This window comes from Rhodococcus sp. 320_ES, from assembly GCF_059691855.1.
The window spans coordinates 730,526-754,175 of sequence record NZ_JCAWAG010000001.1 but is presented as its reverse complement, the minus strand read 5'-3'; the positions used below and the strand labels follow the sequence as shown (position 1 = coordinate 754,175).

Here is a 23,650-nt window from a genome sequence, read left to right as displayed (position 1 = left end):
CATGACCCGAGTTCTGGTGTGCCCGGACAAGTTCAAAGGGTCGCTCACGGCAATCGAGGTGGCCGCAGCGCTCGCCGACGGAATGGCGTCGGGCGACCCGTCGTGGGAGATCGCGACGCTGCCGGTGGCGGACGGCGGTGACGGGACCGTAGACGCCGCGGTTGCCGCCGGCTGGGATCGAGTGAACGTGTGGACGTCCGGGCCCACCGGTCGTCCGGTCGACACCTCCTACGCACGACGGGGCGACGACGCGGTGGTCGAGCTCGCCTCTGCCGTGGGTCTGTCACTGCTGCCGGGCGGCGTTCCGGATCCGTTGGGAGCGAGCACGTTCGGCCTCGGAACGGTGATCGCGCACGCTTTGACGGCGGGTGCGCGCCGCGTGGTCGTCGGGTTGGGTGGCAGCGCGTCCACCGACGGCGGCGCAGGAATGCTGCGCGCACTGGGCGCACGCATCCTCGACGCGGCGGGCAACGAACTGCCCGACGGGGGTGGCCCGTTGCGCGCCGTGTCCCGACTCGATCCGGGCGGCGTGTCGCCGGCCGCACGGGCAGCCACGTTCGAGCTGGCGTGCGACGTCGACAACCCGTTGCTCGGACCGCGGGGCGCGACCGCCGTCTACGCGCCTCAGAAGGGAGCAGACGCGGAGGACCTCCTCGTCCTCGAACAATCGATGATGCACTGGGCGTCCGTCGTCGGCGCCGATCCGATGGCTCCCGGCTCCGGCGCTGCGGGAGGGACGGCCTACGGCGCCATGGCGATCCTGGGTGCCACCGTCCGGCCCGGCATCGACACCGTTCTCGAACTGACGGACTTCGGCTCGCACCTGGAGTCGGCCGATCTCGTCGTCACGGGCGAGGGCTCACTGGACGAGCAGAGTTTGCACGGCAAAGCGCCCATCGGCGTGGCGCTGGCGGCACACGCGCGCGGCATTCCGGTTGTCACCGTGTCCGGACGAAACCTGCTGCACCGCAACAGTTTGGCCGAGTACGGCGTGGTGGCGTCCTATGCGCTGTCCGATCTCGAACCCGACCTCGGGACGTCCATCCGATTCGCGTCGACACTGCTGCGACGGATCGGCCGCACCATCGCAACGTCCGCACACATCTTCGAAGGAGTTTCATGACAACCCAGCCGTTCACCGGCCTCACCGACCTCGCCTCGCGCGCCCTCGGCGGCAGCGTCTGCGCCGCGAACGACGAACTGTTCGCCCAGCGCGAGAACCTGATTCGGCCGGAGCCGCCGTTCTTCGATCCGCACGAGTTCGGGCACAAGGGCAAGGTCTACGACGGGTGGGAAACCCGCCGGCGCCGCGACGACGGACACGACTGGGCCATCGTCCGATTGGGCGCCGCGGGCATCGTGCACGGCGTCGTCGTCGACACGGCGTACTTCCTCGGCAACTACCCTCCGTTCGTCTCGGTGGAAGCTGCGTCCGTCGAGGGCTACCCGTCCATCGAGGAGATCGAGAAGGCCGAGTGGCACACGATCATCGAGAAGTCCCCCGCCGCCGGCGGTACCGCCAATGCGTATGGCGTCGACGACCGACGGTGCTGGACTCATGTGCGCCTGAACATCTTTCCCGACGGCGGAGTCGCACGGCTGCGCGTGCACGGCGAGGTGGTTCCGGACCCGCGCTTCCTTACCGGCACCCTCGACCTGCTCGCTGCGGAGAACGGCGCCACTCTGGCGGCATGCTCGGACGCGTTCTACTCGTCACCGGCGAACATCATCATGCCCGGCCGCGCCCGCAACATGGGTGAGGGATGGGAGAACGCGCGTAGGCGCAGCGGGGGCAACGACTTCGCCGTGTTCGCGCTCGCCGCGGCCGGCGTTCCGCGTCATCTCGAGGTGGACACCAGCTACTACGTGGGCAACGCACCCGGCTGGGTACGGGTGAGCACCGCCGACGCCCGAGTGTCGGACATCGAGGAGGCCGGTGCGTGGCACGAGCTGCTCCCCCGCGTGGCAGTACAGCCGGACACACGGCACCGCTTCGCGCTCGATACCGACCGCGCCGCCACCCACCTTCGATTGGACGTGTATCCCGACGGCGGTCTCTCCCGGCTCCGCCTGTTCGGTGATCTGGACCCCGCATCGTTGGCCGACGCCCGCACCCGGTGGTGGGACGCGTTGCCGGCCGAGCGTCGAATCCTGGTGTCCGATGCCGGTTTCTGAGCTGGATCTTCTCCTCCGGGCGCCGCGGGCGATCGTCGACGGCGTGGAAAGGTCGTGCGTCGTCGGAATCCGCGACGGCGTCATCGTCTCCATCGATACCGAGTCGACGGCGCGGGAAATCGTCGATCTGGCCGAGGACGAGGTTCTGATTCCGGGCTTGGTCGACACCCACGTCCACGTCAACGAACCGGGACGCACCGAGTGGGAGGGGTTCGCGAGCGCCACGAGCGCTGCCCGTGCGGGCGGTATCACCACGATCGTCGACATGCCCCTCAACAGCATCCCGCCGACGGTCGACGTCGACGCTCTGGCCGTCAAGCGTGCCGTCGCGGAGCCCAGTGCGCATGTCGACGTCGGCTTCTGGGGCGGCGCCGTACCCGGCAACCTCGATCAGCTGCGCCCACTCCACGAGGCCGGTGTCTTCGGTTTCAAGTGCTTCCTTCTGCATTCGGGCGTCGACGAGTTCCCGCCCCTGTCGCCGGTCGAACTCGAGAAGGCCATGATCGAGATCGCGTCGTTCGACGGGTTGCTCATCGTCCACGCCGAAGACGCGGCCACCATCGAGGCGGCGCCGACGCCCTCCGGGTCCGCATACGCGGGCTTCCTCGAGTCCCGTCCCAGGTCGGCCGAGAACCGGGCCATCGCGCAGGTGATCGACCTGGCTCGCCGGACCGGGTGCCGAGTGCACATCCTGCACCTCTCCAGCGCCGAGGCCCTGCCCGCGATCGCCGAAGCCCGGCGCGACGGCGTCCGGGTCAGCGCCGAAACGTGTCCGCACTACCTGTGTTTCGACGCCGAGCACATCCCTTCCGGTGCAACGCAGTTCAAGTGCTGCCCACCGATCCGCGAGGCCGGCAACCGAGAGTCGTTGTGGCAAGGCCTGGCCGACGGAGTGATCGACACCGTCGTCACCGATCACTCCCCGTGCACGGTCGACCTCAAGCAACTCGACACGGGCGACTTCGGTGACGCCTGGGGCGGCATCGCGTCGCTGCAGGTGTCATTGTCCGCGGTGTGGTCCGAGGCCCGCACTCGCGGGTTCAGCCTCGCCGACGTCGTCCGATGGATGGCCACCAACACGGCCGATCAGGTGGGCCTGACCGATCGCGGCCGTATCGCGGTCGGCTGCACCGCCGATCTGGTGGTCTTCGCGCCCGACGCCTCGTTCACCGTCGACGCTCGGACGCTGCTGCACAAGAACCCGGTGTCGGCCTACGACCACCGCACCCTGACGGGGATGGTGCGCCGCACCTGGTTGCGCGGTTCGGACACCGAGCAGGGCCGATTGATCACGCGCCGTTGACATTCGGCAGACCCTGCAGCGTTCGGCAGACGCTGCGGGGTCTGCCCGTTGCTGGACGGTCTGCCGAATTCAGAGCTGGGTCGCCCCGTTCCCACCCTCGTCCATCTCGATCAGCACCCGGTGATGACGTGTGCGCTGTGCACCGTTCCCTGTCAGGTGTATTGGGCTGCACCGTGATCCGGGTGTGTGCCCGGAGCGTTGCCCTCCACGCCTACAGAAGGGCCGGATCGACCGCCGACCCGCGGCTCGTGCTCGCCTCGAGAAGAACTACCCACTACCCAGCTCTAGTCGACCAGATCGATCTCCCAGTTCACGCGCTGAATCTCCAGATCGATCTGCCGGATCTCCCGCGCGATGTCGTCGGCCGTGCGCCGAAGTTCGGCAACCGGCAGTGCCGCAACGTGAACGAGCTCGGATCGGAGCTGACGACCGTAGCCGCTTCGCTCACCGCCGCCGGACGCAGCGTCCGCTGCCTGCGTGACGACCCGGTGCCGAATGCGCAGTGCGTCGCGTCGAGCGAGTGCGTCGGTGACCGTTCCGCCGGCCGTGGCCGCTGTGCTGTTGGTGCGGTTGATACGTCTGATCAGCATTTCCGCGCGGTCGAGGACCTCACCCAGTTCCGCGAGCAAGGCGCCGGCATCTTCAGCGGGCTGCTCGCCCTCCTGGTATCGGGCGTTGGCGACGATGCGCCCCCTGAGGTGTTCGGTCCGGCGAACCAGATCACCGCGCTCTGCAAGGGCTTCGGCGAGCTTCATGTTTCTGCCTCCGCGTGACTCCGCGAAATTGCGAAGAGGTCAGGCTCTCATACGACGCGAGATTTGTGAAACCGAATGATGAATCGGCCCGTCCCCCGCCGACAGCGGCGCCCCGCTGCCGCCGCGGCGTTCAGCGAGCACCTCGGCAGCAATTGCCACGGCCGTCTCCTCCGGTGTGCGCGCCCCCAGATCGAGGCCGATGGGCGAGCGCAGGCGCGCCAGCTCGGCGTCGGTCATGCCGATCTCGCGTAGGCGCAGCAGTCGATCGTGGTGTGTGCGGCGCGAGCCCATGGCTCCCACGAACGCCACCGGCAACCGGAGAGCGACCTCGAGCAACGGCACGTCGAACTTCGCGTCGTGCGTCAGGACGCAGACGACCGTCCGCGAATCCGTCCGCGTCCGAGCCAGATACGTGTGGGGCCACTCGACGATCACCTCGTCGGCGTCGGGGAACCGCGCCTGTGTGGCGAAGACCGGCCGCGCGTCGCACACCGTGACGCGATAGCCGAGATAGGAGCCGAGTCGGGCCAGGGCTGCGGCGTAGTCGATCGCCCCGAAGATCAGCAGCCGCGGCGGCGCGGCGTAGGAGGTCACGAACATCTCGACGTCGGGACGGCACCGGACCGAGCGGATTCCGGTGCTGCCGGAGTCCAGCATGGCCCGCGCCTCCGCGACGGCCACCGCGTCGACGTCGGTGAATCCGGTTGTACCACTGTGCCTGTCGGGCCACACGGCCATCATGGATCCGGTCGAGTCGAGCAACTGCACGGTCGCGAACGCATCGTCGAACGACTCGATGATCGCCCGCTGCGGCGCCGGCGCGACGAACACCTCGATCTCGCCGCCGCAGGTGAGTCCGACGGCGAACGCGTCGTCGTCGCTGTAGCCGAACGTCTCACGGATCGCGACGCCACTGCCCAGCACCTCCTGGCACAGCGCGTACACGGCACTCTCGACGCACCCACCGGAGACGCTGCCCACCGCCTCCCCGTCCGAGGAGACGGCCATCGCGGCGCCGGGCGATCGGGGCGCGCTGCCCGACACGGAGACGACGGTGGCCACGGCGTACCGCAGTCCCGCGTCGTTCCAGGCGCGCAGACGCGCCGCGATGTCCTTCATCAGGAGATACCGAGTGCTTCCTCGAGGGGGTGCAGTGCGAAGTACACCACGAATATCGTCGACATCACGTACAGCAGCCAGTGGGTCTGGCGGAACTTGCCCTTGGCGATGCGCACGATGGTGTACGAGAGCACACCGGCGGCCACGCCCACCGTGATCGAGTACGTGAAGGGCATCAGCACGATCGTGAGGAACGCCGGGATCGCGATTTCGGTGTCCTCCCAGTCGATCTTGCGAACGTGGGTCATCATCAGCGCACCGACGAGCACGAGCGCAGGTGCCGCGGCCCCGACCGGGACCACGCCGGCGAGCGGGGTGAAGAAGATCAGACTGGTCAGCAACCCGCCGGTGACGACGCTCGCCAGTCCGGTGCGCGCACCCTCCGCGACACCGGCGGCCGATTCGACGACGGCGGTGTTGGCGGACCCGTTGATCGCGCCTCCCACGATGGCGCCGATTCCGTCGACGGTGAGGATGCGGCTGAGACCGGGAAGCCGGCCCTGCTTGTCCACCAGGCCTGCCTCTTCACCGACGCCGAGGATGGTCCCCATCGCGTCGAAGAAGCCGGACAGCACCAGCGTGAACAGCACGACCGAGGCGGTCACCACTCCGGCGCGGGCGAAGCCGCCGAAGATGTCGACGTCGAACAGCAGGCCGAATTGCGGTGTGGCGACGATGGAGTCGGGCACCTTGGGCACCACCGGACCCCAGGACTCCGGGGCGATGTCGAAGACCGAGTTGAGCACGATCGCGAGGTTCGTCGCGATGAAGATGCCGATGAGCATCGCGCCCGGCACTCGGCGCACGAACAGCATCATCATGATCACCAGTCCGACGCAGAACACGAACACAGGCCAACCGGCGAGCTTGCCGAACACTCCCAGAGTGACTGCGGTGGAGGCGTTCTCGCCGTACCCGACGAATCCTGCGTCCACGAGACCGATCAGCGCGATGAAGGCGCCGATGCCGACTCCGATGGCCTGCTTCAGCACTCGCGGAATGGCGTCCATGATCAGCTGGCGAATTCCGGTGAGCGCGAGGATCACGATGATGACGCCTTCTAGCACCACCAGGCCCATCGCCTGCGGCCAGGTCATGTACGGCGCGGCCTGGAACACCACGATCGGCGTCACTCCGAGCCCGGCCGCCATCGCCAGCGGCGCGTTGCCGACCACACCCATGAGGACGGTCGTCAGTCCGGCCGACAGAGCCACCATCGTGCTCAGTTGAGCGGGGTCCAACGTCGCGCCGGTCACGTCCTTCGCGTCGCCGATGATCAACGGAATCAACACGATCAGGTAGGCCATTGCGACGAACGTCGTGACACCTCCTCGGATCTCCCGCGAGACGGTGGAGCCGCGGCCGGTGATGTCGAAGAAGCGATCGATCTGGGATCGACGGCCACCGGCGTCACGAGTGTTCGCGGGGTCGAGTTTGGTCATGGTCAGGGCCTTCCGGGGTCCGTGATGTGCTCGGGTCGAATGGGTACTCGCGTCAGCGCCAATCCGGTGGCGTCGCGAATGGCCGCGACGATCGCGGGGGTCGAGGACAGTGTCGGCGGTTCGCCGGCGCCGCGAAGTCCGTAGGGCGCCAACGGGTCCGGATTCTGCAGAATGTCCAGCTTCATGGGGGGCATGTCGAGAATGGTGGGGATGAGGTAGTCGGTGAACGACGGGTTCTTCACGAGTCCGTCCGTCACCACGATCTCCTCCATGACGGCGAGGCCGAGTCCCTGGGCCGAGCCGCCGTGAATCTGTCCCTCGAGCGAGAGGCGGTTGAGGATCTTGCCCACGTCCTGCACGGCCGCCATCTCCACGACCTTGACCAGGCCGAGGTCGACGTCCACATCCACCACCGCGCGGTGCACGCACAGGGCGAGCTGGGTGTGACTGGCGCCCTGCCCGGTGACGGGGTGCATCCCCGTGGTCGGGCGGTGGTGGAACTCGCGGGTCTGCTCGATCACCCGGTCACCCAGGACGTCTTCGAGGGTGGCCAGCACTCCGTCGGTCGCGGAGACGATCTTGCCGCCGTCGAGCGACAGATCCGCCACCGCGCGGCCGAGGTGCAGCCCGGCGAGAACGAAGACCGCCTCGCGCACCGCCTCGCACGCGACCTTGACGGCGCCGCCGGTCATGTAGGACTGACGCGACGCCGACGACGATCCGGAGTTGCCGACGGTGATGTCGGCGGGGTGGATGATCACCTTGGTGACGCCGAGTTCGGTGCGGGCGATCTGCGCTTCGAGTGTGACCAGGCCCTGGCCGACTTCCGCAGCGGCCGTGTGCACCAATGCCGTTGCCTCGCCGCCGATCACCTCGAGTCGCACTCTTGCGGTGGAGTAGTCGTCGTAGTTCTCGGAGAAGCAGATGTTCTTCAGTCCCACCCCGTACCCGACGCCCCGCACGACGCCCTCACCGTGGGTGGTCTGCGACGCGCCGCCGGGCAGGTTGCGGATGTCCGAGCTGTCGAGCGGTGCCGGCATCGGCATGGCTTCGGCTCGGGCGAGCATGTCCGCGAGCGGCGCGGGAGCCTCGATCACCTGGCCCGTCGCCAAGACCGATCCCTGGCTGACGGCGTTGATCTGTCGCACTTCCACGGGGCTCATCCCGCACGCCTGCGCAAGCTTGTCCATCATGGACTCGTAGGCGAAACATGCTTGTACCGCGCCGAATCCGCGCATGGCGCCGCACGGTGGGTTGTTGGTGTACACACCGTAGGCGTCGATCTCGATGTTCGGGATCACGTACGGACCCACCCCGAGCGAGGCGGCGTTGCCGACCACGTTCAGCGTCGCCGAGGTGTACGCACCGCCGTCGAGGATGATCTCGACGTCCGCGTACAGGATCTTGCCGTCGTGGGTGGCGCCGTATTCGTAGTGCATCTGCGCGGGGTGGCGGTGCACGTGCCCGAAGAAGGACTCGTACCGGTTGTAGACGATCTTCACCGGCTTGCCCGTGTGCAGAGCGAGCATCGCCGCATGGATCTGCATCGACAGGTCTTCGCGGCCACCGAATGCACCGCCGACGCCGGCGAGCGTCATCCGAATCTTCTCCTTGGGCAGCCCGAGACACGGACCGATCTGCTCGAGGTCGTTGTGCATCCACTGCGTGGCGACGTACAGATCGATACCGCCGTCCTCACCCGGAATGGCGAGGCCGGATTCCGGTCCGAGGAACGCCTGGTCCTGAATTCCGACGGTGAAGTCGCTGCTGACGATCACGTCGGCGGCGGCGCGTGCCGAGGCGACGTCGCCGACCCGCACGGGCTGGTGGCGCGCGATCCCGCCGCGCTCCTGCACCTTCGGGTAGGTCGGATCGAGTGCGGCGCGGCGGGCGTCGCACAGCGGATCGAGGACCTCGTACTCGACGACGATCTTTTCCATTGCGCGGCGGGCGGTCTCGGGATGATCGGCGGCAACCAGCGCGATCGGCTCACCTTGGTGACGCACCTCGTCGAACGCGAGAACCGGCTGATCCCAGGTGCCGTCGAGTCCATAGCACTTACGGCCGGGCACGTCGTCGTGAGTCAGCACGGCTTCGATTCCGGGTACCGCGAGGGCGGCCGAGATGTCCACCGAGACGATGCGGGCGCGCGGGTGCGGGCTGCGCAGGGTGGCCCCGTACAGCATGCCGTCGATGAAGAGGTCCGACGAATAGGCGAACTCGCCCTTGACCTTCAGGGTGCCGTCGGGTCGCAGCGGGCTGTCCCCCACCTGACCTCGACCGGGCGCGGCGATGACGCTCGGGAACGTCGTCGGCGCGCTCACAGGACATCCTTGGCAAGAGACATGAGGCGACGGTGCGCGTCGGCGCCCGCCCGAGCTGCCTCGTCCTGCGGCACGCTCACGAGAACGTCGTCGTCGACGATCGTTCGACCGCCCACGAGCAGTTTCGCGAGCGGAGGCGTCTGCCCGTAGGCGAACGCGACGATCGGATCCTCCACCGCGGCATAGAAGCCCGTGGTCCGCCAGATCGCGATGTCCGCCAACTTGCCGACCTCGAGGGACCCGATTTCGTCCTGGCGTCCGAGAACGCGTGCGCCGCCGAGGGTTGCGACTTCGAGTGCCTGACGCGCGGTGAGCGCCGTGGGCCCGTACTTGGCCCGCTGCATGTACATCGCTTGGCGCACTTCACCGGCGAGCGGCACCATTTCCGCGGACGCGGATCCGTCGACGCCGAGACCGACCGGAGCGCCGGCCGCCAGCAAGTCGGAGATGCGGGCGATACCGGCCCCGAGGCGGGCATTCGAGCTGGGGCAGTGCGCGACGCCGGTGCCCGTGGCGGCGAACGTCGCGATGTCCTTGTCGTGGAGGTGGACCGCGTGTGCGAACCACACGTCGTCACCGATCCAGCCGACCTGTTCCATGTATTCGACCGGCGTGCAGCCCATTTGCTCGATGCAGTGCTCTTCCTCGTCGAGTGTCTCCGACAGGTGAGTGTGCAGGCGAACGCCCGCGGCACGCGCCAGCGACGCCGATTCGACGAGCAGATCCTTGCTGATCGAGAACGGCGAACAGGGTGCCACCGCGATCCGGAGCATGGATCCGAAGGAAGCGTCGTGGTAGGTGTCGATCGCCTCCTTGGTCGCGCTCAGAATGTCGTCGAGCGTCTCGACCACCTCGTCCGGCGGCAGCCCGCCGTCGGACACGCCGCGGTCCATCGAGCCCCGGCACGGCTGGAACCGAACGCCGATCCGCGCGGCCGACTCGATTTCGGCGGCGAACAGATCGCCCCGTCCCTTCGGGAAGATGTAGTGGTGATCCGTGGTGGTGGTGCAGCCCGTCTTGGCGAGCCAACCCAGCCCCGCCAGCGCGGCGCCGCCGACAACCTCGGCGTCCATCTTCGACCACGGCTTGTACAGCGCGACAAGCCATTCGAAGAGCGTGTTGTCCTTGGCCAGACCCTGCGAGGCCCACTGGTACAGGTGGTGGTGGGTGTTGACGAGGCCGGGAGTCACGAGGCCGCCGCCGGCGTCGATAAGTTCGGCGCCCGCGATGGCCGGGGCCGGCCCGGAACCGAGTGCGCTGATGGTCGCGCCGTCGATCACGAGGTACCCGTTCGGGATCTCCTTGCCCACGATGGGGGCGATGAAGGCGTTGTGAATGATGCGGATGGTCATCGTGCGTCGGCCTTTCGAGTGGCAGCAAGGCGCACCGCGTCGAGAATCTTCTCGTAACCGGTGCAGCGACAGAGGTTTCCGGCGAGTGCCTCACGGATCTCGACGTCGGAGGGATTCGGTACGCGGTCGATCAGATCGTGCGCCTGCACGACCAGTCCGGGAGTGCAGAAGCCGCACTGCACGGCGCCGCACTCGACGAATGCTTCCTGCATGGGGTCGAGCTTGTCGCCGTCGGCCAGTCCTTCGACCGTCCGGATCTCGCGACCCTCGACCTGGCCCGCTGCCACCAGGCACGCACACGCGGGCACATCGTCGAGATAGACGGTGCAGGAACCACATTCACCTTGCTCGCAGGCGTTCTTCGACCCCGGGAAGCCCATTCGCTCACGCAGGAGGAAGAGCAGGCTCTCACCCTCCCAGACATCGTCGGCACTGTGTTCGGAACCGTTGACCGTGCAATTGACGCGCATGTTCAGGCCGCCTTCTTCTCGTTCACGTAATCGCGCCACGCCCAGCCGAGCGTTCGCTTCGCCATCACCGACAATGCGTGTCGTCGGTAGTTCGCGGTGCCCCGGACGTCGTCGATCGGGCTGGCCGCCTCGCGCACCAGATCACCGAACCGCGCCACCACCGCGTCGTCGAGGTCGGCGTCCCAGTCGAGTTCGGCCGCGAGAAACTCCTCGGCAGCGTATGCCCGGCGCGGTGTGGGCGCAGCGGAACCGAGTCCGGTGCCCACGCGTCGCTCGCCCGGGAACAGTGCGATCGAGAAGGAGCACACCGCGATGACCATCGCGTTGCGGGTGCCGATCTTCGAAAAGTATTGCGGCCCAGCGGCGGGCGGAAGGTGGAAGGCTCGGATGAGCTCGTCCGGCTCGAGGCAGTTGCGTTTCACGCCGAGGTAGAACTCGGTCGCGGGGATCATGCGGGTGCCGCGCGCAGCGGACTCGACCTCGATGATCGCGCCGCCGGCGAGCAGTGGCGCGTGCAGATCGCCCGCGGGTGACGCTCCCCCGAGGTTGCCACCGACCGTGGCGCGGTTGCGGATCTGCGGGGATCCGACCGTCCGCGAGGCCTGCGAGATGCTCGGCAGGCGGTCGCCCAACTCCGAGATGATGCGGACGTAGGGCACACCGGCCCCGACGCGCAGAGTTCCTTCTGGAGTTTCCTCCCACGTCGTCAGCTCGGCGACCGGGTTCAGATCGAGCAACGCCGCCGGCCGATGCAGGTCGAAGTTCATCTCGACCATGACGTCGGTGCCGCCCTGGATGGGCACGGCGTCGACGTCGTCCGCCTTGGCGGCGAGTGCATCCGCCCAGGTCTGGGGCCGTAGAAAATCCATGTGTGTCAGCTCTCCGCTCGAGAATCTTTTCTGTGTCTCCCCAGTACAGCCCCCGCTGGTCCGCCACACGAGACGCAGGACCGACAAACTATGACTCCGATCACAGCATGCAGACTGTAGGTTCCTACGAATGAGGGTGCACGATCTGCTCGCAATGCCCGAACTGGGCTTCGACGTCCTGGTCCCGGACAGCCAACGCGACTCCACCATCCGCTGGGTGGTCACCACGGACATGATCGACCCCAGCCGCTACCTCACCGGCGGCGAACTCGTGCTCACCGGCCTCATGTGGCACCGCGACGCCGACGATTCCGACGCGTTCGTTCGCTCCATCGCGCGGGCGGGCGTGGCTGCGCTCGCCGCATCGAAGGACGGGGTGGTGCCGCCGGACCTCGTCGACGCGTGTCGCCGGCACGGCGTTCCCCTGTTCCTGGTCTCCGCCACCGTCTCGTTCGCGACCGTCACCGAGTCCGTCGTGCGGCGCCTGTCGACCGGACGCGCATCCGACCTTCGATCCGTGCTCGATCGCCACCGCCGCCTCGTCTCGACCGCCGGCGGCAGCGGACTCGGCCCGCTGCTCGAGTTGGTCGCCGAGGAACTGGGGTTGGACTGCTGGGTGCTGACCCCCAGCGGCCGGGTTCTCGCCCCCTCCACCCCCCTCTCCGACGGTATTGCCCCCGAGACTCTCGCCCGTGCGTTCCTGACCGCACGTCTGGTTCCTCACGTCGCGCACGGAGTGTCGCTTTTCGCGGTGGACGGCGACTCGGCCTCCCGCGTGGTCGATTGGATCGTCGCCTTCGGAAGCGATTGGCGCAGTTGGCCTCCCGAGCGGTTGGCGTTGGCGGAGGAGTTGGCGGCGATCGTGGCGGTCGAGCGCGCCCGCACCGACGATCGTCTGGGTGTGTCGGGGCGTCTGGCGCAGCAGTTCGTTCGGTCGGTGGTCTCGGGTGTCGGAGTGGACGAGCAGTTGCAGCTGATCGGCTTCGACGGTCGGGGAAGTTACGTGGCGGTCGCGGCGAGTGTGTCTCGGGGCGGGCTGCGCCTCGGTGAGGTGCGGTTCCTGCTGCGGGATGTGCTGGGCGGCGACCCGGTGATCGGCGTGGTGGACGGCGAGGTGATCGCGGTGGTGCCCACGGCCGGCGACCTCACGGCCGAGGTGAGCCGCGCCGTGGAGCAGCTCGGTCCGGGCCTCGCGGACAGCGACCTGTCGATCGGGGTCAGCGGAGTGGCGGCGGCGAGCGAGCTGCGCAGCGCCGTGGAGGAGGCGCGTCAGGCTCGGCGGTTGGCGGCGCGGCACAGCGACGGGGTGCGGGTGGTGGGCCACGACGAGCTCGCGACGCTGGTTCTGCTGCTGGCGAGCGTGCCGGACGACATGCGCCAGCTCTTTCGCTCTCGCCTGCTGGACCCGCTGACCGATTACGACGCGACCCATCAGAGTGAACTGGTTCCGACGCTCGCGGCCTTTCTCGACTGCAACGGGTCGTGGACGACGTGTTCGGAACAGCTTCACCTGCACATCAACTCGGTGCGCTACCGCATCGCGCGGATCGAGGAGTTGACCGGGCGTGATCTCTCACGCCTCGAGGATCGCGTGGAGTTCTTCCTCGCGCTGCGCATGACCTGAGGGCCTAGATCATGTCCTTCTTGCCCAGCCACCGCAGCGTCGGCCAGCCGAGGAACACCGGCAGCCAGCAGGTCAGCACTCGGTAGAGCAGCACCGACGGCACCGCGATGCTCGCGGGCAGTCCGAAGGCCGCCAGTCCGCCGATCAGGGCGGCTTCGACTGCGCCCACTCCGCCCGGTGTCGGCGCAGCGGACGCGAGGGTGCCGCCGATCATGGTCACGACGGTCACGGTGACGAACGTGGTGCCGCCGCCGAACGCTTCGATGCTGACCCACAGCGCGAAGGCGGCACCGAGAGTGGTTGCGGCGCAGCCCAGCACGATGACCGCGAATCGCTTGGGGTCGCGGGCCAGTTCCAAGAGGTCGCGGGTGACCTCCGCGAGCTGCGGCCGCACCGCCGTGCGCAGCCACCTGCGCAGGGTGGGCACGAACAGCGCCGTTCCCAGGACACCCAGCGCCACACCGGAAATCAGGTACAGCACCGTCGGGTCGGGGACGAACTTCGACAGTTCCGCCGAGGTTCCCGCGACCACGCTGAACAACACGAGCAACGTGACGTGGGTGATCACCTGCATCGATTGCTGCAGCGCCACCGCCGCGGTCGCGCGGGTGACCCCGAGGCCGCCCTTCTGCAGGAAGCGCACACTCAGCGCCAGCCCCCCGACACCCGCGGGAGTGGTGGTGGCGGCGAAGGTGTTGGCCACCTGCATGATCGTCAGGTTCTTGAAGCTGACCAGACCCGATGCGCACGCCCACAGGGCTGCCGCCGCTCCCACGTACGTCAGCGCGGACACGGCCAAACCGGCTGCCGCCCAACGCCAGTCGATCGAACCCAGCTCGGTGAGGAACGCCGGGACGGCGCTGAAGAACGGGTACGCGACGTAGACGAGCGCGAACAGCAGGACCAGCTGAATGATCTGGTTGCGAGTGAACCGGGTGACCTGCTCTTTGGTGATGGACGTGGCGCCGGTCCGGTCGAGCACGGTGTCCCGCACCGAGGTCATCACCGCTTTGGAGTCGGGTACGGCCATGCGGATCCGCCGAGGAATGGCGGATCGGGTCAGCCGGCCCGACGCCGCCAGAACCACGTCCTCGCCGAGCGTGTCGGCGGCGGCGCTCACCGACGGCTCGTCGCCGTAGATGCTTGCAGTGGTCAACAGCAACTGGGCGACGTCCGATTGCAACTGCGCATCGGTCGCACCGAGCTCGGCGGAGCCGAACCCGTCGAAGACCGCAGTGTCACCGGACATGCCGATCTGATCCGGGCGAAGATCGCCGTGCGAGATCTGCCGGCTGTGAAGATCTCCGAGCGACCGCCACACCGCGGTCACGTCGGACGGCCGGTCGGAATCGAGCCGCTCGCCGTGAGCGGCGCTGTGGGCGTAGAGCATCCAGCCGCGTTCGAGCGAGGCGACCGCCAGTGGGGTGCTCGCCGCCAACGACAGATCACCGATGGCGATGGCCATGAGCGCGCGGTGTTCCACCGCCCGGTGCAGGGACGCGTGCAGGGGTGCCGTCTCGCTCGGCCGGAACCTGGCGAGCCTCCACCCCTGAGTCAGCGCGCCGCCGCTGCGCTGGTTGAGCCCGTACAACTCCACGACGACAGCGGGTGTCGCTCCGTCCGACGCGGCGGACAGCACGAGCGGGCCTCGACCGGCCGGCGTCAGCACGGTGAAGGAGGTGACGGAGATCCCGCGCCGCGCGAGCACCCGCACCGCCGACTGCAGTGGCACCTCGAGTGCCGGTGTGCCCACCACCCAGACCACCACGGCACCGGTCAGCCACCCGACGACCAGTCCGAGAAGTGAACGCGCGGGCACGACGGTACTGACCACGAGGTGGATCGGGATGAAGGCGAGGAGCAGAGTCCACCAGGTTCGGCGCCACCGGGTCGGCAGACCCGGCCCGGACACCGTCACGACGGCGGCCACGATCGCGATCCACCGCGGGTCGTCGAGGAATTGCGAGAGCAGGGTGTCGATCCGCGTCGATTCGTCGATGTGCCAATTCGGCGCCGACAACCCGGTTCCCGATATCGACAATGCGAATGCCGCCCCGAACGCCGCGGCGCCGAAACCACCGAGCAGTTTCCAGCGCCGAGCCCCGATCAAACCGATGAGAATGGTGAACGGGAGAGCAAGAATGGACACCCCGTAGACGATGTACACGACATTCGACACGCTCGGACTGAGCACGCCGACGATATCGGAAACCGAACTCTCCAGCGCTTCCCATTCGCCGCGGGTGGCCAGCGAGATGACCACCACGGCCACGAGTGTCACCGCGGCCGCCACGACGCGAACGATGTCGCTCGTCCTGCGGGTCAACGGTTGGAGGAGACTCCCCTCCACCGTGATGTCACGTCCGTCGACTCGCACGAGAAGTCAACTTACGGCACTGCCGTGGCCGCACCGTCATTCACTGAACCGATAACCCATTCCGGCTTCGGTCAGAAGGTGCCGAGGATGCGCCGGGTCCGGCTCGAGTTTGCGTCGCAATTGCGCCAGATACACCCTCAGGTAATGCGTTTCCGTCTCGTAGGCCGGTCCCCAGACTTCGCGCAACAATTCGCGCTGCCCCACGAGTTTGCCGCGGTGCCGAACCAGGGTCTCCAGCATTCCCCACTCGGTCGGCGTGAGGTGAACGGATTTTCCGTCACGCGTGACCGTCTTGGCCGACAGATCCACGGTGAACGACTCGGTGACGACGACGGGCTGCGTCTCCACCGCACCGGCGGTGGTACCTCGTCGCACGGCGGCGCGCAGTCGTGCCAGGAATTCGTCCATGCCGAACGGCTTGGTGACGTAGTCGTCGGCTCCCGCGTCGAGGGCGTCGACCTTGTCGGACGAGTCGCCGCGCGCCGAGAGCACCACCACCGGAACCTGCGTCCACCCGCGCAACCCGGCGAGCACCTCGATACCGTCGAGGTCGGGCAGACCGAGGTCGAGAACCACCACGTCGGGTCGGCATTCCGCGGCAGCACGCAACGCGCCGGCGCCGGTCGACGCGGTGGTCACGTCGTACCCGCGCACACTCAGGTTGATCCGCAGGGCGCGCAGGATCTGGGGCTCGTCATCCACCACCAGCACTCTGGTCGGAGCGGTGTCGGTCATGAATTCCCCGGCGCTGCGGGCAGATCGACGGTGACGGTCAACCCGCCGCCGGGAGTCTCCGACGCCGTCACCGTGCCCGACATCGCCTCCACGAATCCGCGCACAACCGACAGCCCGAGGCCCACGCCGGTGGTGTTGTCACGGTCGCCGAGCCGCTGGAACGCGTCGAACATCGTCTCGGCGGCGTCGGCAGCGATGCCCGAACCACGATCGGCCACGCTGAGCAGCACCCGCCCATCGAACTGAACCGCATCGACCGTGACGTCGCTCGCAGCGTCATCCCGACCGGCCTCCGGCCTGCCCGCCCCATACCGCAGCGCATTGTCGATCAAATTCGCGACAACGCGTTCGAGCAACCCGTCGTCCGCCAGCACCGCCAGATCCCCCACCCGCGACGTCACGCGCTCGCGGGCCGGGCCCGCCGCCGCACACGCTCGGTGCACGACCTCGTCGAGAAACACCGGAGCGGACATGGGCTTCACTGCGCCCGCGGCGAGACGGGACGAATCGAGCAGGTTGCCCACGAGAGCGGTCAGTTGATCGGTCGACTCCTCCACCGTGGCAAGCAGTTCCGCCGTGTCCTCGGCGGAGAACTGAACGTCGGTGCTGCGCAGCGACGACACGGATGCCTTCACCGCGGCGAGCGGTGTGCGCAGATCGTGACCGACCGCGGACAGCAACGCTCGGCGCAGGCGATCGGACTCCGCGAGCGCCGTCGCCGCCGACGCTTCCTCGGCCAGTTGGCCCTGGCGAATGAGCCCGACAGCCTGGTTCGCGACGGCCACCAGCACGCGCCGATCGCTGGCCCTGGTGCGTCCGCCCGAGAGCAGAAGCGCGTAGTCGCCGTCGTAGACCTCCACCGCGGTGTCCGCGGAGTCCACGGTGCTCGGCGGGTCCTCGCCGACCGATTCGACCACGCCGACGCCGCGCCGGATCACCGACACGGCGCGTTGGGAGTACGTCTCGCGCACCCTCTCGAGCAACCCCGCGAGGTCGGCGCCGCGCAACACCGAGCCGGCGAAGAGCGCGAGCAGTTCCGCTTCCTGCGAGGCCCGACGCGCCTCGCGCGTGCGCTTGGCGGCCGAATCCACCAGTACCGCAACGGCTACGGCCACCAGCAGCAGCACCACGGTGGTCACGAAGTTGTCCGGTTCGGCGATGGTGAAGCTGTAGCGAGGATCGGTGAAGAAGTAGTTCAGCAGCAGAGCGGAGAACAGCGCCGACAGCGCGGCCGGAGCCACACCCCCGAGAAGCGACACTGCCAACACGACGACGAAGAACAGGGCGCTCTCGCCGCCGAGCTGCAGCCGGTCGTCGACCAGCGAGATGATCGCGGCGGCCACCGCGGGCACCACGATCGACGCGGCCCACGCGATCGGTCGCCGCAGCGCCGGCGGCACGGTGCGCCGCAGACCACGACGCGCCTCCTCGTGGGTGACCATGTGCACGTCGATGGTGCCGGAGTTCTGCACGACGGCCGACCCGATGCCCTCGTCGAACGTCCGCTGCCACCGGGACCGACGGGACGTGCCGATCACGAGCTGCGTCGCGTTCACCCCACGGGCGAACTCGAGCAGCGTCGTCGGCACGTCGTCACCGACGACACTGTGCAGCGACGCACCGAGCCCTGTCGCCAGCTTCCGGACCTTGCCCATGTGCGACGCCGACACCCCGGCGAGCCCGTCGCCGCGCACGACGTGCAGGACCATCAGTTCCGCACTGGATTTCGCGGCGATTCGGCTCGCGCGGCGCAGCAGCGTCTCGGACTCCGGGCCACCGGTGACGGCCACCACGACGCGCTCGCGCGCTTCCCACGTGGCCTCGATGGCGTTGTCGGCTCGATACCGCGTGAGCGCGGCGTCCACCTGATCGGCCAACCACAGCAACGCCAATTCCCGCAGCGCCGTGAGGTTTCCGCGGCGGAAGAAGTTGCTGAGCGCCGGGTCGATCTTGTCTGCCGAGTAGATGTTTCCGTGAGAGAGCCTGCGACGCAACGCTTCCGGCGTGATGTCCACCAGCTCCACCTGAGCCGCCCCGCGGACCACGGCGTCCGGCACGCTCTCGCGCTGCATCACTCCGGTGATCCGGTGCACGACGTCGTTCAGCGACTCGAGGTGCTGCACGTTCAGGGTCGAGATCACGTCGATTCCCGCGTCGAGCAGATCCTCGACATCCTGCCAGCGCTTGGTGTTGCGGCCGCCCGGGGTGATGGTGTGCGCGAGTTCGTCGACCAGGACCAGATCGGGTCGACGCGCCAGCACCGCATCGACGTCGAGTTCGGCGTGCAGCGAGTCTCGGTACTCCACCATCTTCGGCGGCACCACCTCGATGCCCTCGAGCATCTCGGCGGTGCCCCGACGGCCATGGGTTTCCACCACACCCGCCACCACGTCACACCCGCGCGACTTCCTGCGCCGCGCCTCGCCGAGCATCGCGTAGGTCTTGCCGACCCCCGGTGCCGCGCCGAGGTAGATGCGCAGCTCACCGCGCGCACCGGGGGTGGTGCGTTCGTCGGCCGCGCTGGCGTGCGTACTCACACCTGCATCATTCACCAGACAGGACTATTCACCACAGGACGGCGCGGTGAGCCCCAGTGCCACGTTCAGCGCGGGAACGTGCACCGCAGGTTGCCCCAGGAATCCGAGCTGCCGTCCGCTGGTGTTCTCGTCGACGAGGGCGCGCACGTCCTCCACCGACCTGCCCGTCGCGGCGGCGACACGGGGAACCTGGATCGCCGCGTACGCGGGGCTGATATCGGGGTCGATGCCCGATGCCGAGCCCGTCACGGCGTCGACCGGAACGGCGTCCGGCGACACGTTCTCCCGCTCGGCAACCGCGGCGCGGCGCTGCTCGACGAACGACGCCAACGTGTCGCTGCTCGGACCCTGGTTGAGCGGCAACGCGGCCGACGGGTCGCCCGGTGCGAAGGCGTCGTCGTCGGACACCGATCCGGTGACGCGGGTGTGGAAGAACGGATCGGGTGCGCCGGCCGGTACCTGCGGATCCACGCCGATCAGCGAACTGCCGACGACGCAGCCCGACGCGTCGCGCAGCGGAGAACCCTCCGCCGACGACGATCCGATCCGGCTGACGGCCCAGACCGCCGCGGGGTAGGCAACGCCGAGCACGACGGTCAGCGCCAGCAACACGCCGAGGCCCGCCACGATCTGTCTGATGAACACTCCGGTGATACGCATGTCTTTTCAGCCCATTCCAGGAATCAGTCGAACCACGAGATCGATGAGCCAGATACCGACGAACGGTGTGATCACACCGCCCACGCCGTAGATCGCGAGGTTGCGACCGAGAAGCTTCGACGCCGTCGCCGGGGTGTATCGAACACCCTTGAGCGCCAGCGGTATCAGGGCGACGATCACCAGGGCGTTGAACACCACGGCCGACACGATGGCCGATTCGGGTGTCGCGAGACGCGTGATGTTCAGTGCGCCCAGCTGCGGATACACCGCCGCGAACATCGCAGGAAGGATGGCGAAGTACTTCGCCAGGTCGTTGGCGAGTGAGAACGTGGTGAGGGCGCCGCGCGTGATGAGCAGCTGCTTTCCCACCTCCACGACCTCTATCAGCTTGGTGGGGTCGGAATCGAGGTCCACCATGTTGCCCGCCTCCTTGGCGGCGGACGTTCCGGTGTTCATCGCGACCCCGACGTCGGCCTGCGCAAGCGCGGGCGCGTCGTTGGTGCCGTCGCCGGTCATGGCGACCAGGCGGCCACCCTCCTGCTCGCGGCGGATGAGAGCGAGCTTGTCCTCGGGAGTCGCCTCGGCGAGGAAGTCGTCGACACCCGCCTCCGCCGCGATGGCCCGCGCCGTGAGCGGATTGTCTCCGGTGACCATGACAGTCCGAATTCCCATGGCGCGCAGGCGTTCGAAACGTTCCGCGATGTGCGGCTTCACCACGTCGGACAACTCGACGATGCCCAGAACCGCGGCGCTGCCGTCGGCTTCGGTCACCGCGACCACCAACGGTGTTCCGCCGGCCTGCGAGACGGCCTCCACGGAGTCACGCACGGCGGGGTCGGGATCGGCTCCGCCCTGCTCGCGCACCCACGCGAAGACGCTGTCGGACGCCCCTTTTCGGATGCAGCGGCCGTCGACGTCGAGACCGGACATGCGGGTCTGCGCGGTGAACGGCACGAACTCGCCGCCCACGTTGCCCGTGTCGGGCGCAGCGACGAGATCGACGATGCTGCGGCCCTCGGGCGTTCCGTCGGCGAGGGAGGACAACCGTGCGGCGTCGGACAACTGCTCCATCGTGATGCCGGGCGCCGGGTGCAGCGCCGTCGCGCGGCGGTTGCCGAAGGTGATGGTGCCGGTCTTGTCCATCAGGAGGGTGTCGATGTCGCCGGCCGCTTCCACCGCGCGACCCGACATGGCCAGCACGTTGCGCTGCACCAGTCGGTCCATGCCGGCGATGCCGATCGCGGACAGCAGGGCGCCGATGGTGGTCGGGATGAGACACACCAGGAGGGCGATCAGCTTGACCGGGTCCTGCGCGGATCCCGCGTACAGCCCCATCGGGCCGATCGCCACGACGGCGAACAGGAACACGATCGTCAGCGACGCGAGGAGGATGTTGAGGGCAATCTCGTTCGGCGTCTTCTGCCGGGAGGCACCTTCGACGAGTGCGATCATGCGATCGACGAACGTCTCGCCCTGTGCCGCAGTGATTCTGACGACGATCTCGTCCGAGAGCACCGTGGTGCCGCCGGTCACGGCGCTGCGGTCGCCTCCGGACTCACGGACCACCGGGGCGGACTCGCCCGTGATGGCCGACTCGTCCACCGACGCAATTCCCTCGATCACGTCACCGTCGCCGGGAATGACGTTCCCCGCCGACACGACGACGTGATCGCCGACCTTCAGCTCGGTGCCGGGGACCTCCTCGGTCGATCCGTCCTTCGTGCGGCGGCGAGCGAGTGTGTCGCGCTTGACGTTTCGCAGACTGGCCGCCTGCGCCTTGCCGCGGCCCTCGGCCACGGACTCGGCGAGGTTGGCGAACAGGACGGTGAACCAGAGCCAGCCGGTGACCAGCCACGAGAACACCGACGGGTCGAGCACGGCCATGACGGTGGTGATGACCGATCCGACCAGAACCACGAACATGACGGGGTTGCGTGCGAGGTGGCGTGGGTCGAGCTTGCGGAACGCCGAGGGCAACGACGTCCACAGTTGCTTCGGGCTGAAGTAGCCGGACCCGACCGACGGCGGAACTGCCGCGTCCGCGTCGGACTCGGGTTCGTTTCGGGTGAGAACTGTCATTGCACGGCCTCTGCGATGGGTCCCAGCGCCAGCGCCGGGAAGAAGGTGAGTGCGGCGACCAGGACGATCGTGCCGGTCAGCAGACCGGTGAAGAGCAATCCGGTGGTGGGCAGGGTGCCCGGGCCCGCCGGGGATCGCCGCTTCGACACGAGCGAGCCGGCGAGGGCGAGCACGAAGACGATGGGAAGGAAGCGGCCGAACAGCATGGCCAGGCCGAGCGAGGTCTGGAACCAGTCGCTGGTGACGGTGAGGCCGCCGAAGGCGCTGCCGTTGTTGTTGGAGGCGGAGGAGTACGCGTAGAGCACCTCGCTGAACCCGTGGATGGATCCCGGTGTTCCGGGGTCGCCGCTGTTGCCGAGGTAGTTCGTCGTGGACTGGAGAATCACGGTGATCGAGGTGCCCACCAGGACGAGGGCCGGCATGACGAGCACCGACAGCGCGGCCATGGTGATCTCACGCTTTCCCAGCTTCTTGCCGAGGTACTCGGGAGTGCGTCCGACCAGCAGACCGCCGACGAACACCGCGATCACGGCCAGAACGAGCATGCCGTACAGACCGGTGCCGACGCCTCCCGGCGCGACCTCTCCGAACAACATGTTCAGGATCACGGCTCCACCGCCGAGCGGGGACATCGAGTCGTGCGCGGAATTGACTGCGCCGGTGGAGGTTCCGGTGGTACTGACCGCAAAGAGGGCCGAGCCGGGAATACCGAAGCGCTGTTCCTTGCCCTCCATCATGGCGCCGGCGGCCCGTGCGGCCACGCCTCGTGCGCCCGATTCCGACGCGAGGGTGACGGCCAGGATCGTTCCCCACAGGAGCGCCATGACAGCGAGGATGGACAGACCCTGCTTGCGTTCTCCGACAAGGGTTCCGAAGGTTCGGGTCAACGCGACCGGGATCAGCAGGAGCGAGATGATCTCGACGATGTTCGACAGAGGTGTCGGGTTCTCGAACGGGTGCGCCGAGTTGGCCCCCAGGATCCCGCCACCGTTGGTGCCGATTTCCTTGATCGCTTCCTGCGAGGCCACCGGAGCGAGTGCGTTGCTGACGGAGCTTCCGTCGAGGCCGGTCGAGCCGAAACCGGTGTGGAACGACATCACGACACCCTGGGTCAGCAGGATCAGCGCGACGACGAAGGACAGTGGGAGCAGAACGCGCAGGCACCCGCGGGTCAGGTCGACCCAGAAGTTGCCGAGCTCGCCGTTGGTGCGGACTCGAACGAAGCCGCGGATGACGGCGACCGCGACGGACAGACCGACTGCGGCAGAGACGAAGTTCTGCACGGCCAACCCGAGCGGCTGGGTCAGGTTGCTCATCGTCGTCTCGGGTGTGTACGACTGCCAGTTGGTGTTGGTGACGAAGGAGACGGCGGTGTTGAAGGCCACGGACGGACTGACGCCGGGAAGCGAGTTGTTCAGCGGCAGAACGCCTTGCACGCGCTGGAGCGCGTAGAGGAACAGCACGCTCGCGACGGAGAAGCCGAGCAGGCTCAGCGCGTAGCCGACCCAGGTCTGCTCCGCGCGCGGGTTGATTCGGCAGAGGCGGTACAGCGCGGATTCGATGCGCCAGTCGGCCGTGGCTTGCGTGGGGCGCGACGTGCGCTGCGGCTCAGGCTGCAGCTCGGGGCCGAGCGCCGTTGCGACGGAGGATCCGCCACTTTTCGCGGCGGCCGACGCGGCTGCTTCCTCGCGCTGTGCGGCCTCATTTTCTGCGACATCGAGCGGGGTGGTGAACACCCGCGCCATGTAGTCGCCGAGCGGGACGTATGCGGCCGCCAGAACGATCACGACGGCCGCGATCTGAAGTCCGGCCGCGAGTGCTGGGTTCAC

The 23,650-nt window shown here is 68.1% G+C and carries 17 protein-coding genes; 4 read left to right on the top strand and 13 right to left on the bottom strand.

The genetic code is table 11. The features are described 5' to 3' along the window. The first annotated feature begins 1 nt into the window (after nt 1). The 3 genes from AC59JP_RS03825 to allB are packed head-to-tail and all read left to right on the top strand — an operon-like array spanning nt 2 to nt 3,478. Complete coding sequence (locus AC59JP_RS03825) at nt 2-1,123, top strand: glycerate kinase (RefSeq protein ID WP_497324292.1); 1,122 nt, start codon at nt 2-4, stop codon at nt 1,121-1,123. Then, nucleotides 1,120-2,175 (top strand): allantoicase, encoded by a 1,056-nt coding sequence (alc, locus tag AC59JP_RS03820; RefSeq protein WP_497324291.1) that lies wholly within the window; start codon nt 1,120-1,122, stop codon nt 2,173-2,175. Before AC59JP_RS03825 ends, alc begins: the two co-directional genes overlap by 4 nt. Then, entirely contained in the window at nt 2,162-3,478 is a 1,317-nt protein-coding gene (allB, locus tag AC59JP_RS03815; protein ID WP_497324290.1) for an allantoinase AllB, read from the top strand. The genes alc and allB overlap by 14 nt, the downstream gene beginning before the upstream one ends. Before the next feature lie 284 nt (nt 3,479-3,762). On the opposite strand, the gene AC59JP_RS03810 is transcribed toward allB, so the two are convergent. From AC59JP_RS03810 to AC59JP_RS03780, 7 genes are read right to left on the bottom strand one after another with little or no spacing between them, the layout of a single operon-like run. Beyond that, complete coding sequence (locus tag AC59JP_RS03810; RefSeq protein WP_497324289.1) at nt 3,763-4,233, bottom strand: DIP1984 family protein; 471 nt, start codon at nt 4,231-4,233, stop codon at nt 3,763-3,765. Between the two features lie 39 nt (nt 4,234-4,272). Further along, nucleotides 4,273-5,352 (bottom strand): XdhC family protein, encoded by a 1,080-nt coding sequence (locus AC59JP_RS03805; protein ID WP_497324288.1) that lies wholly within the window; start codon nt 5,350-5,352, stop codon nt 4,273-4,275. Beyond that, the gene (locus AC59JP_RS03800; RefSeq protein ID WP_497324287.1) at nt 5,352-6,794 is read right to left on the bottom strand and encodes an NCS2 family permease; all 1,443 of its coding nucleotides are present in this window, start codon (nt 6,792-6,794) and stop codon (nt 5,352-5,354) included. Before AC59JP_RS03800 ends, AC59JP_RS03805 begins: the two co-directional genes overlap by 1 nt. Nucleotides 6,795-6,796: 2 nt before the next feature. Then, nucleotides 6,797-9,118 carry a xanthine dehydrogenase family protein molybdopterin-binding subunit gene (locus AC59JP_RS03795; RefSeq protein WP_497324286.1) on the bottom strand — a complete coding sequence of 774 codons (2,322 nt, stop codon included), beginning with the start codon at nt 9,116-9,118 and terminating at the stop codon, nt 6,797-6,799. Beyond that, a complete protein-coding gene (locus AC59JP_RS03790) occupies nt 9,115-10,470 on the bottom strand; it encodes an 8-oxoguanine deaminase (RefSeq protein ID WP_497324285.1) in 1,356 nt (451 codons plus the stop codon). The genes AC59JP_RS03795 and AC59JP_RS03790 overlap by 4 nt, the downstream gene beginning before the upstream one ends. Next, nucleotides 10,467-10,940 (bottom strand): (2Fe-2S)-binding protein, encoded by a 474-nt coding sequence (locus tag AC59JP_RS03785; RefSeq protein ID WP_497324284.1) that lies wholly within the window; start codon nt 10,938-10,940, stop codon nt 10,467-10,469. The genes AC59JP_RS03790 and AC59JP_RS03785 overlap by 4 nt, the downstream gene beginning before the upstream one ends. Nucleotides 10,941-10,942: 2 nt before the next feature. Beyond that, nucleotides 10,943-11,809 carry an FAD binding domain-containing protein gene (locus AC59JP_RS03780; protein WP_497324283.1) on the bottom strand — a complete coding sequence of 289 codons (867 nt, stop codon included), beginning with the start codon at nt 11,807-11,809 and terminating at the stop codon, nt 10,943-10,945. Between the two features lie 130 nt (nt 11,810-11,939). On the opposite strand from AC59JP_RS03780, the gene AC59JP_RS03775 reads away from it, so the two are divergent. Then, complete coding sequence (locus AC59JP_RS03775) at nt 11,940-13,433, top strand: PucR family transcriptional regulator (RefSeq protein ID WP_497324282.1); 1,494 nt, start codon at nt 11,940-11,942, stop codon at nt 13,431-13,433. A gap of 4 nt (nt 13,434-13,437) precedes the next feature. Here the strand turns inward: AC59JP_RS03775 and AC59JP_RS03770 are convergent, their stop codons facing one another. The 6 genes from AC59JP_RS03770 to kdpA are packed head-to-tail and all read right to left on the bottom strand — an operon-like array spanning nt 13,438 to nt 23,650. Further along, nucleotides 13,438-15,810, bottom strand: a complete 2,373-nt coding sequence (locus AC59JP_RS03770; RefSeq protein WP_497324281.1) for a lysylphosphatidylglycerol synthase domain-containing protein — start codon at nt 15,808-15,810, stop codon at nt 13,438-13,440. A gap of 36 nt (nt 15,811-15,846) precedes the next feature. Next, the gene (locus AC59JP_RS03765; protein WP_497324280.1) at nt 15,847-16,545 is read right to left on the bottom strand and encodes a response regulator; all 699 of its coding nucleotides are present in this window, start codon (nt 16,543-16,545) and stop codon (nt 15,847-15,849) included. Continuing rightward, nucleotides 16,542-19,082 carry a sensor histidine kinase gene (locus tag AC59JP_RS03760; protein ID WP_497324279.1) on the bottom strand — a complete coding sequence of 847 codons (2,541 nt, stop codon included), beginning with the start codon at nt 19,080-19,082 and terminating at the stop codon, nt 16,542-16,544. The genes AC59JP_RS03765 and AC59JP_RS03760 overlap by 4 nt, the downstream gene beginning before the upstream one ends. 24 nt (nt 19,083-19,106) lie before the next feature. Then, complete coding sequence (locus AC59JP_RS03755) at nt 19,107-19,742, bottom strand: potassium-transporting ATPase subunit C (protein ID WP_497324278.1); 636 nt, start codon at nt 19,740-19,742, stop codon at nt 19,107-19,109. Nucleotides 19,743-19,748: 6 nt separating this feature from the next. Further along, nucleotides 19,749-21,821, bottom strand: coding sequence for a potassium-transporting ATPase subunit KdpB (gene kdpB / locus AC59JP_RS03750; protein WP_497324277.1), 2,073 nt, complete (start codon nt 21,819-21,821; stop codon nt 19,749-19,751). Beyond that, the gene (gene kdpA / locus AC59JP_RS03745; protein ID WP_497324276.1) at nt 21,818-23,650 is read right to left on the bottom strand and encodes a potassium-transporting ATPase subunit KdpA; all 1,833 of its coding nucleotides are present in this window, start codon (nt 23,648-23,650) and stop codon (nt 21,818-21,820) included. The genes kdpB and kdpA overlap by 4 nt, the downstream gene beginning before the upstream one ends.

Excerpts from the sequence above, each read along its gene's own strand:
- AC59JP_RS03825 (WP_497324292.1), top strand. The coding sequence starts at position 2 with ATGACCCGAGTTCTGGTGTGCCCGGACAAGTTCAAAGGGTCGCTCACG.
- alc (WP_497324291.1), top strand. The coding sequence starts at position 1,120 with ATGACAACCCAGCCGTTCACCGGCCTCACCGACCTCGCCTCGCGCGCC.
- allB (WP_497324290.1), top strand. The coding sequence starts at position 2,162 with ATGCCGGTTTCTGAGCTGGATCTTCTCCTCCGGGCGCCGCGGGCGATC.
- AC59JP_RS03810 (WP_497324289.1), bottom strand. The coding sequence starts at position 4,233 with ATGAAGCTCGCCGAAGCCCTTGCAGAGCGCGGTGATCTGGTTCGCCGG.
- AC59JP_RS03805 (WP_497324288.1), bottom strand. The coding sequence starts at position 5,352 with ATGAAGGACATCGCGGCGCGTCTGCGCGCCTGGAACGACGCGGGACTG.
- AC59JP_RS03800 (WP_497324287.1), bottom strand. The coding sequence starts at position 6,794 with ATGACCAAACTCGACCCCGCGAACACTCGTGACGCCGGTGGCCGTCGA.
- AC59JP_RS03790 (WP_497324285.1), bottom strand. The coding sequence starts at position 10,470 with ATGACCATCCGCATCATTCACAACGCCTTCATCGCCCCCATCGTGGGC.
- AC59JP_RS03785 (WP_497324284.1), bottom strand. The coding sequence starts at position 10,940 with ATGCGCGTCAATTGCACGGTCAACGGTTCCGAACACAGTGCCGACGAT.
- AC59JP_RS03780 (WP_497324283.1), bottom strand. The coding sequence starts at position 11,809 with ATGGATTTTCTACGGCCCCAGACCTGGGCGGATGCACTCGCCGCCAAG.
- AC59JP_RS03775 (WP_497324282.1), top strand. The coding sequence starts at position 11,940 with ATGAGGGTGCACGATCTGCTCGCAATGCCCGAACTGGGCTTCGACGTC.
- AC59JP_RS03765 (WP_497324280.1), bottom strand. The coding sequence starts at position 16,545 with ATGACCGACACCGCTCCGACCAGAGTGCTGGTGGTGGATGACGAGCCC.
- AC59JP_RS03755 (WP_497324278.1), bottom strand. The coding sequence starts at position 19,742 with ATGCGTATCACCGGAGTGTTCATCAGACAGATCGTGGCGGGCCTCGGC.
- kdpB (WP_497324277.1), bottom strand. The coding sequence starts at position 21,821 with ATGACAGTTCTCACCCGAAACGAACCCGAGTCCGACGCGGACGCGGCA.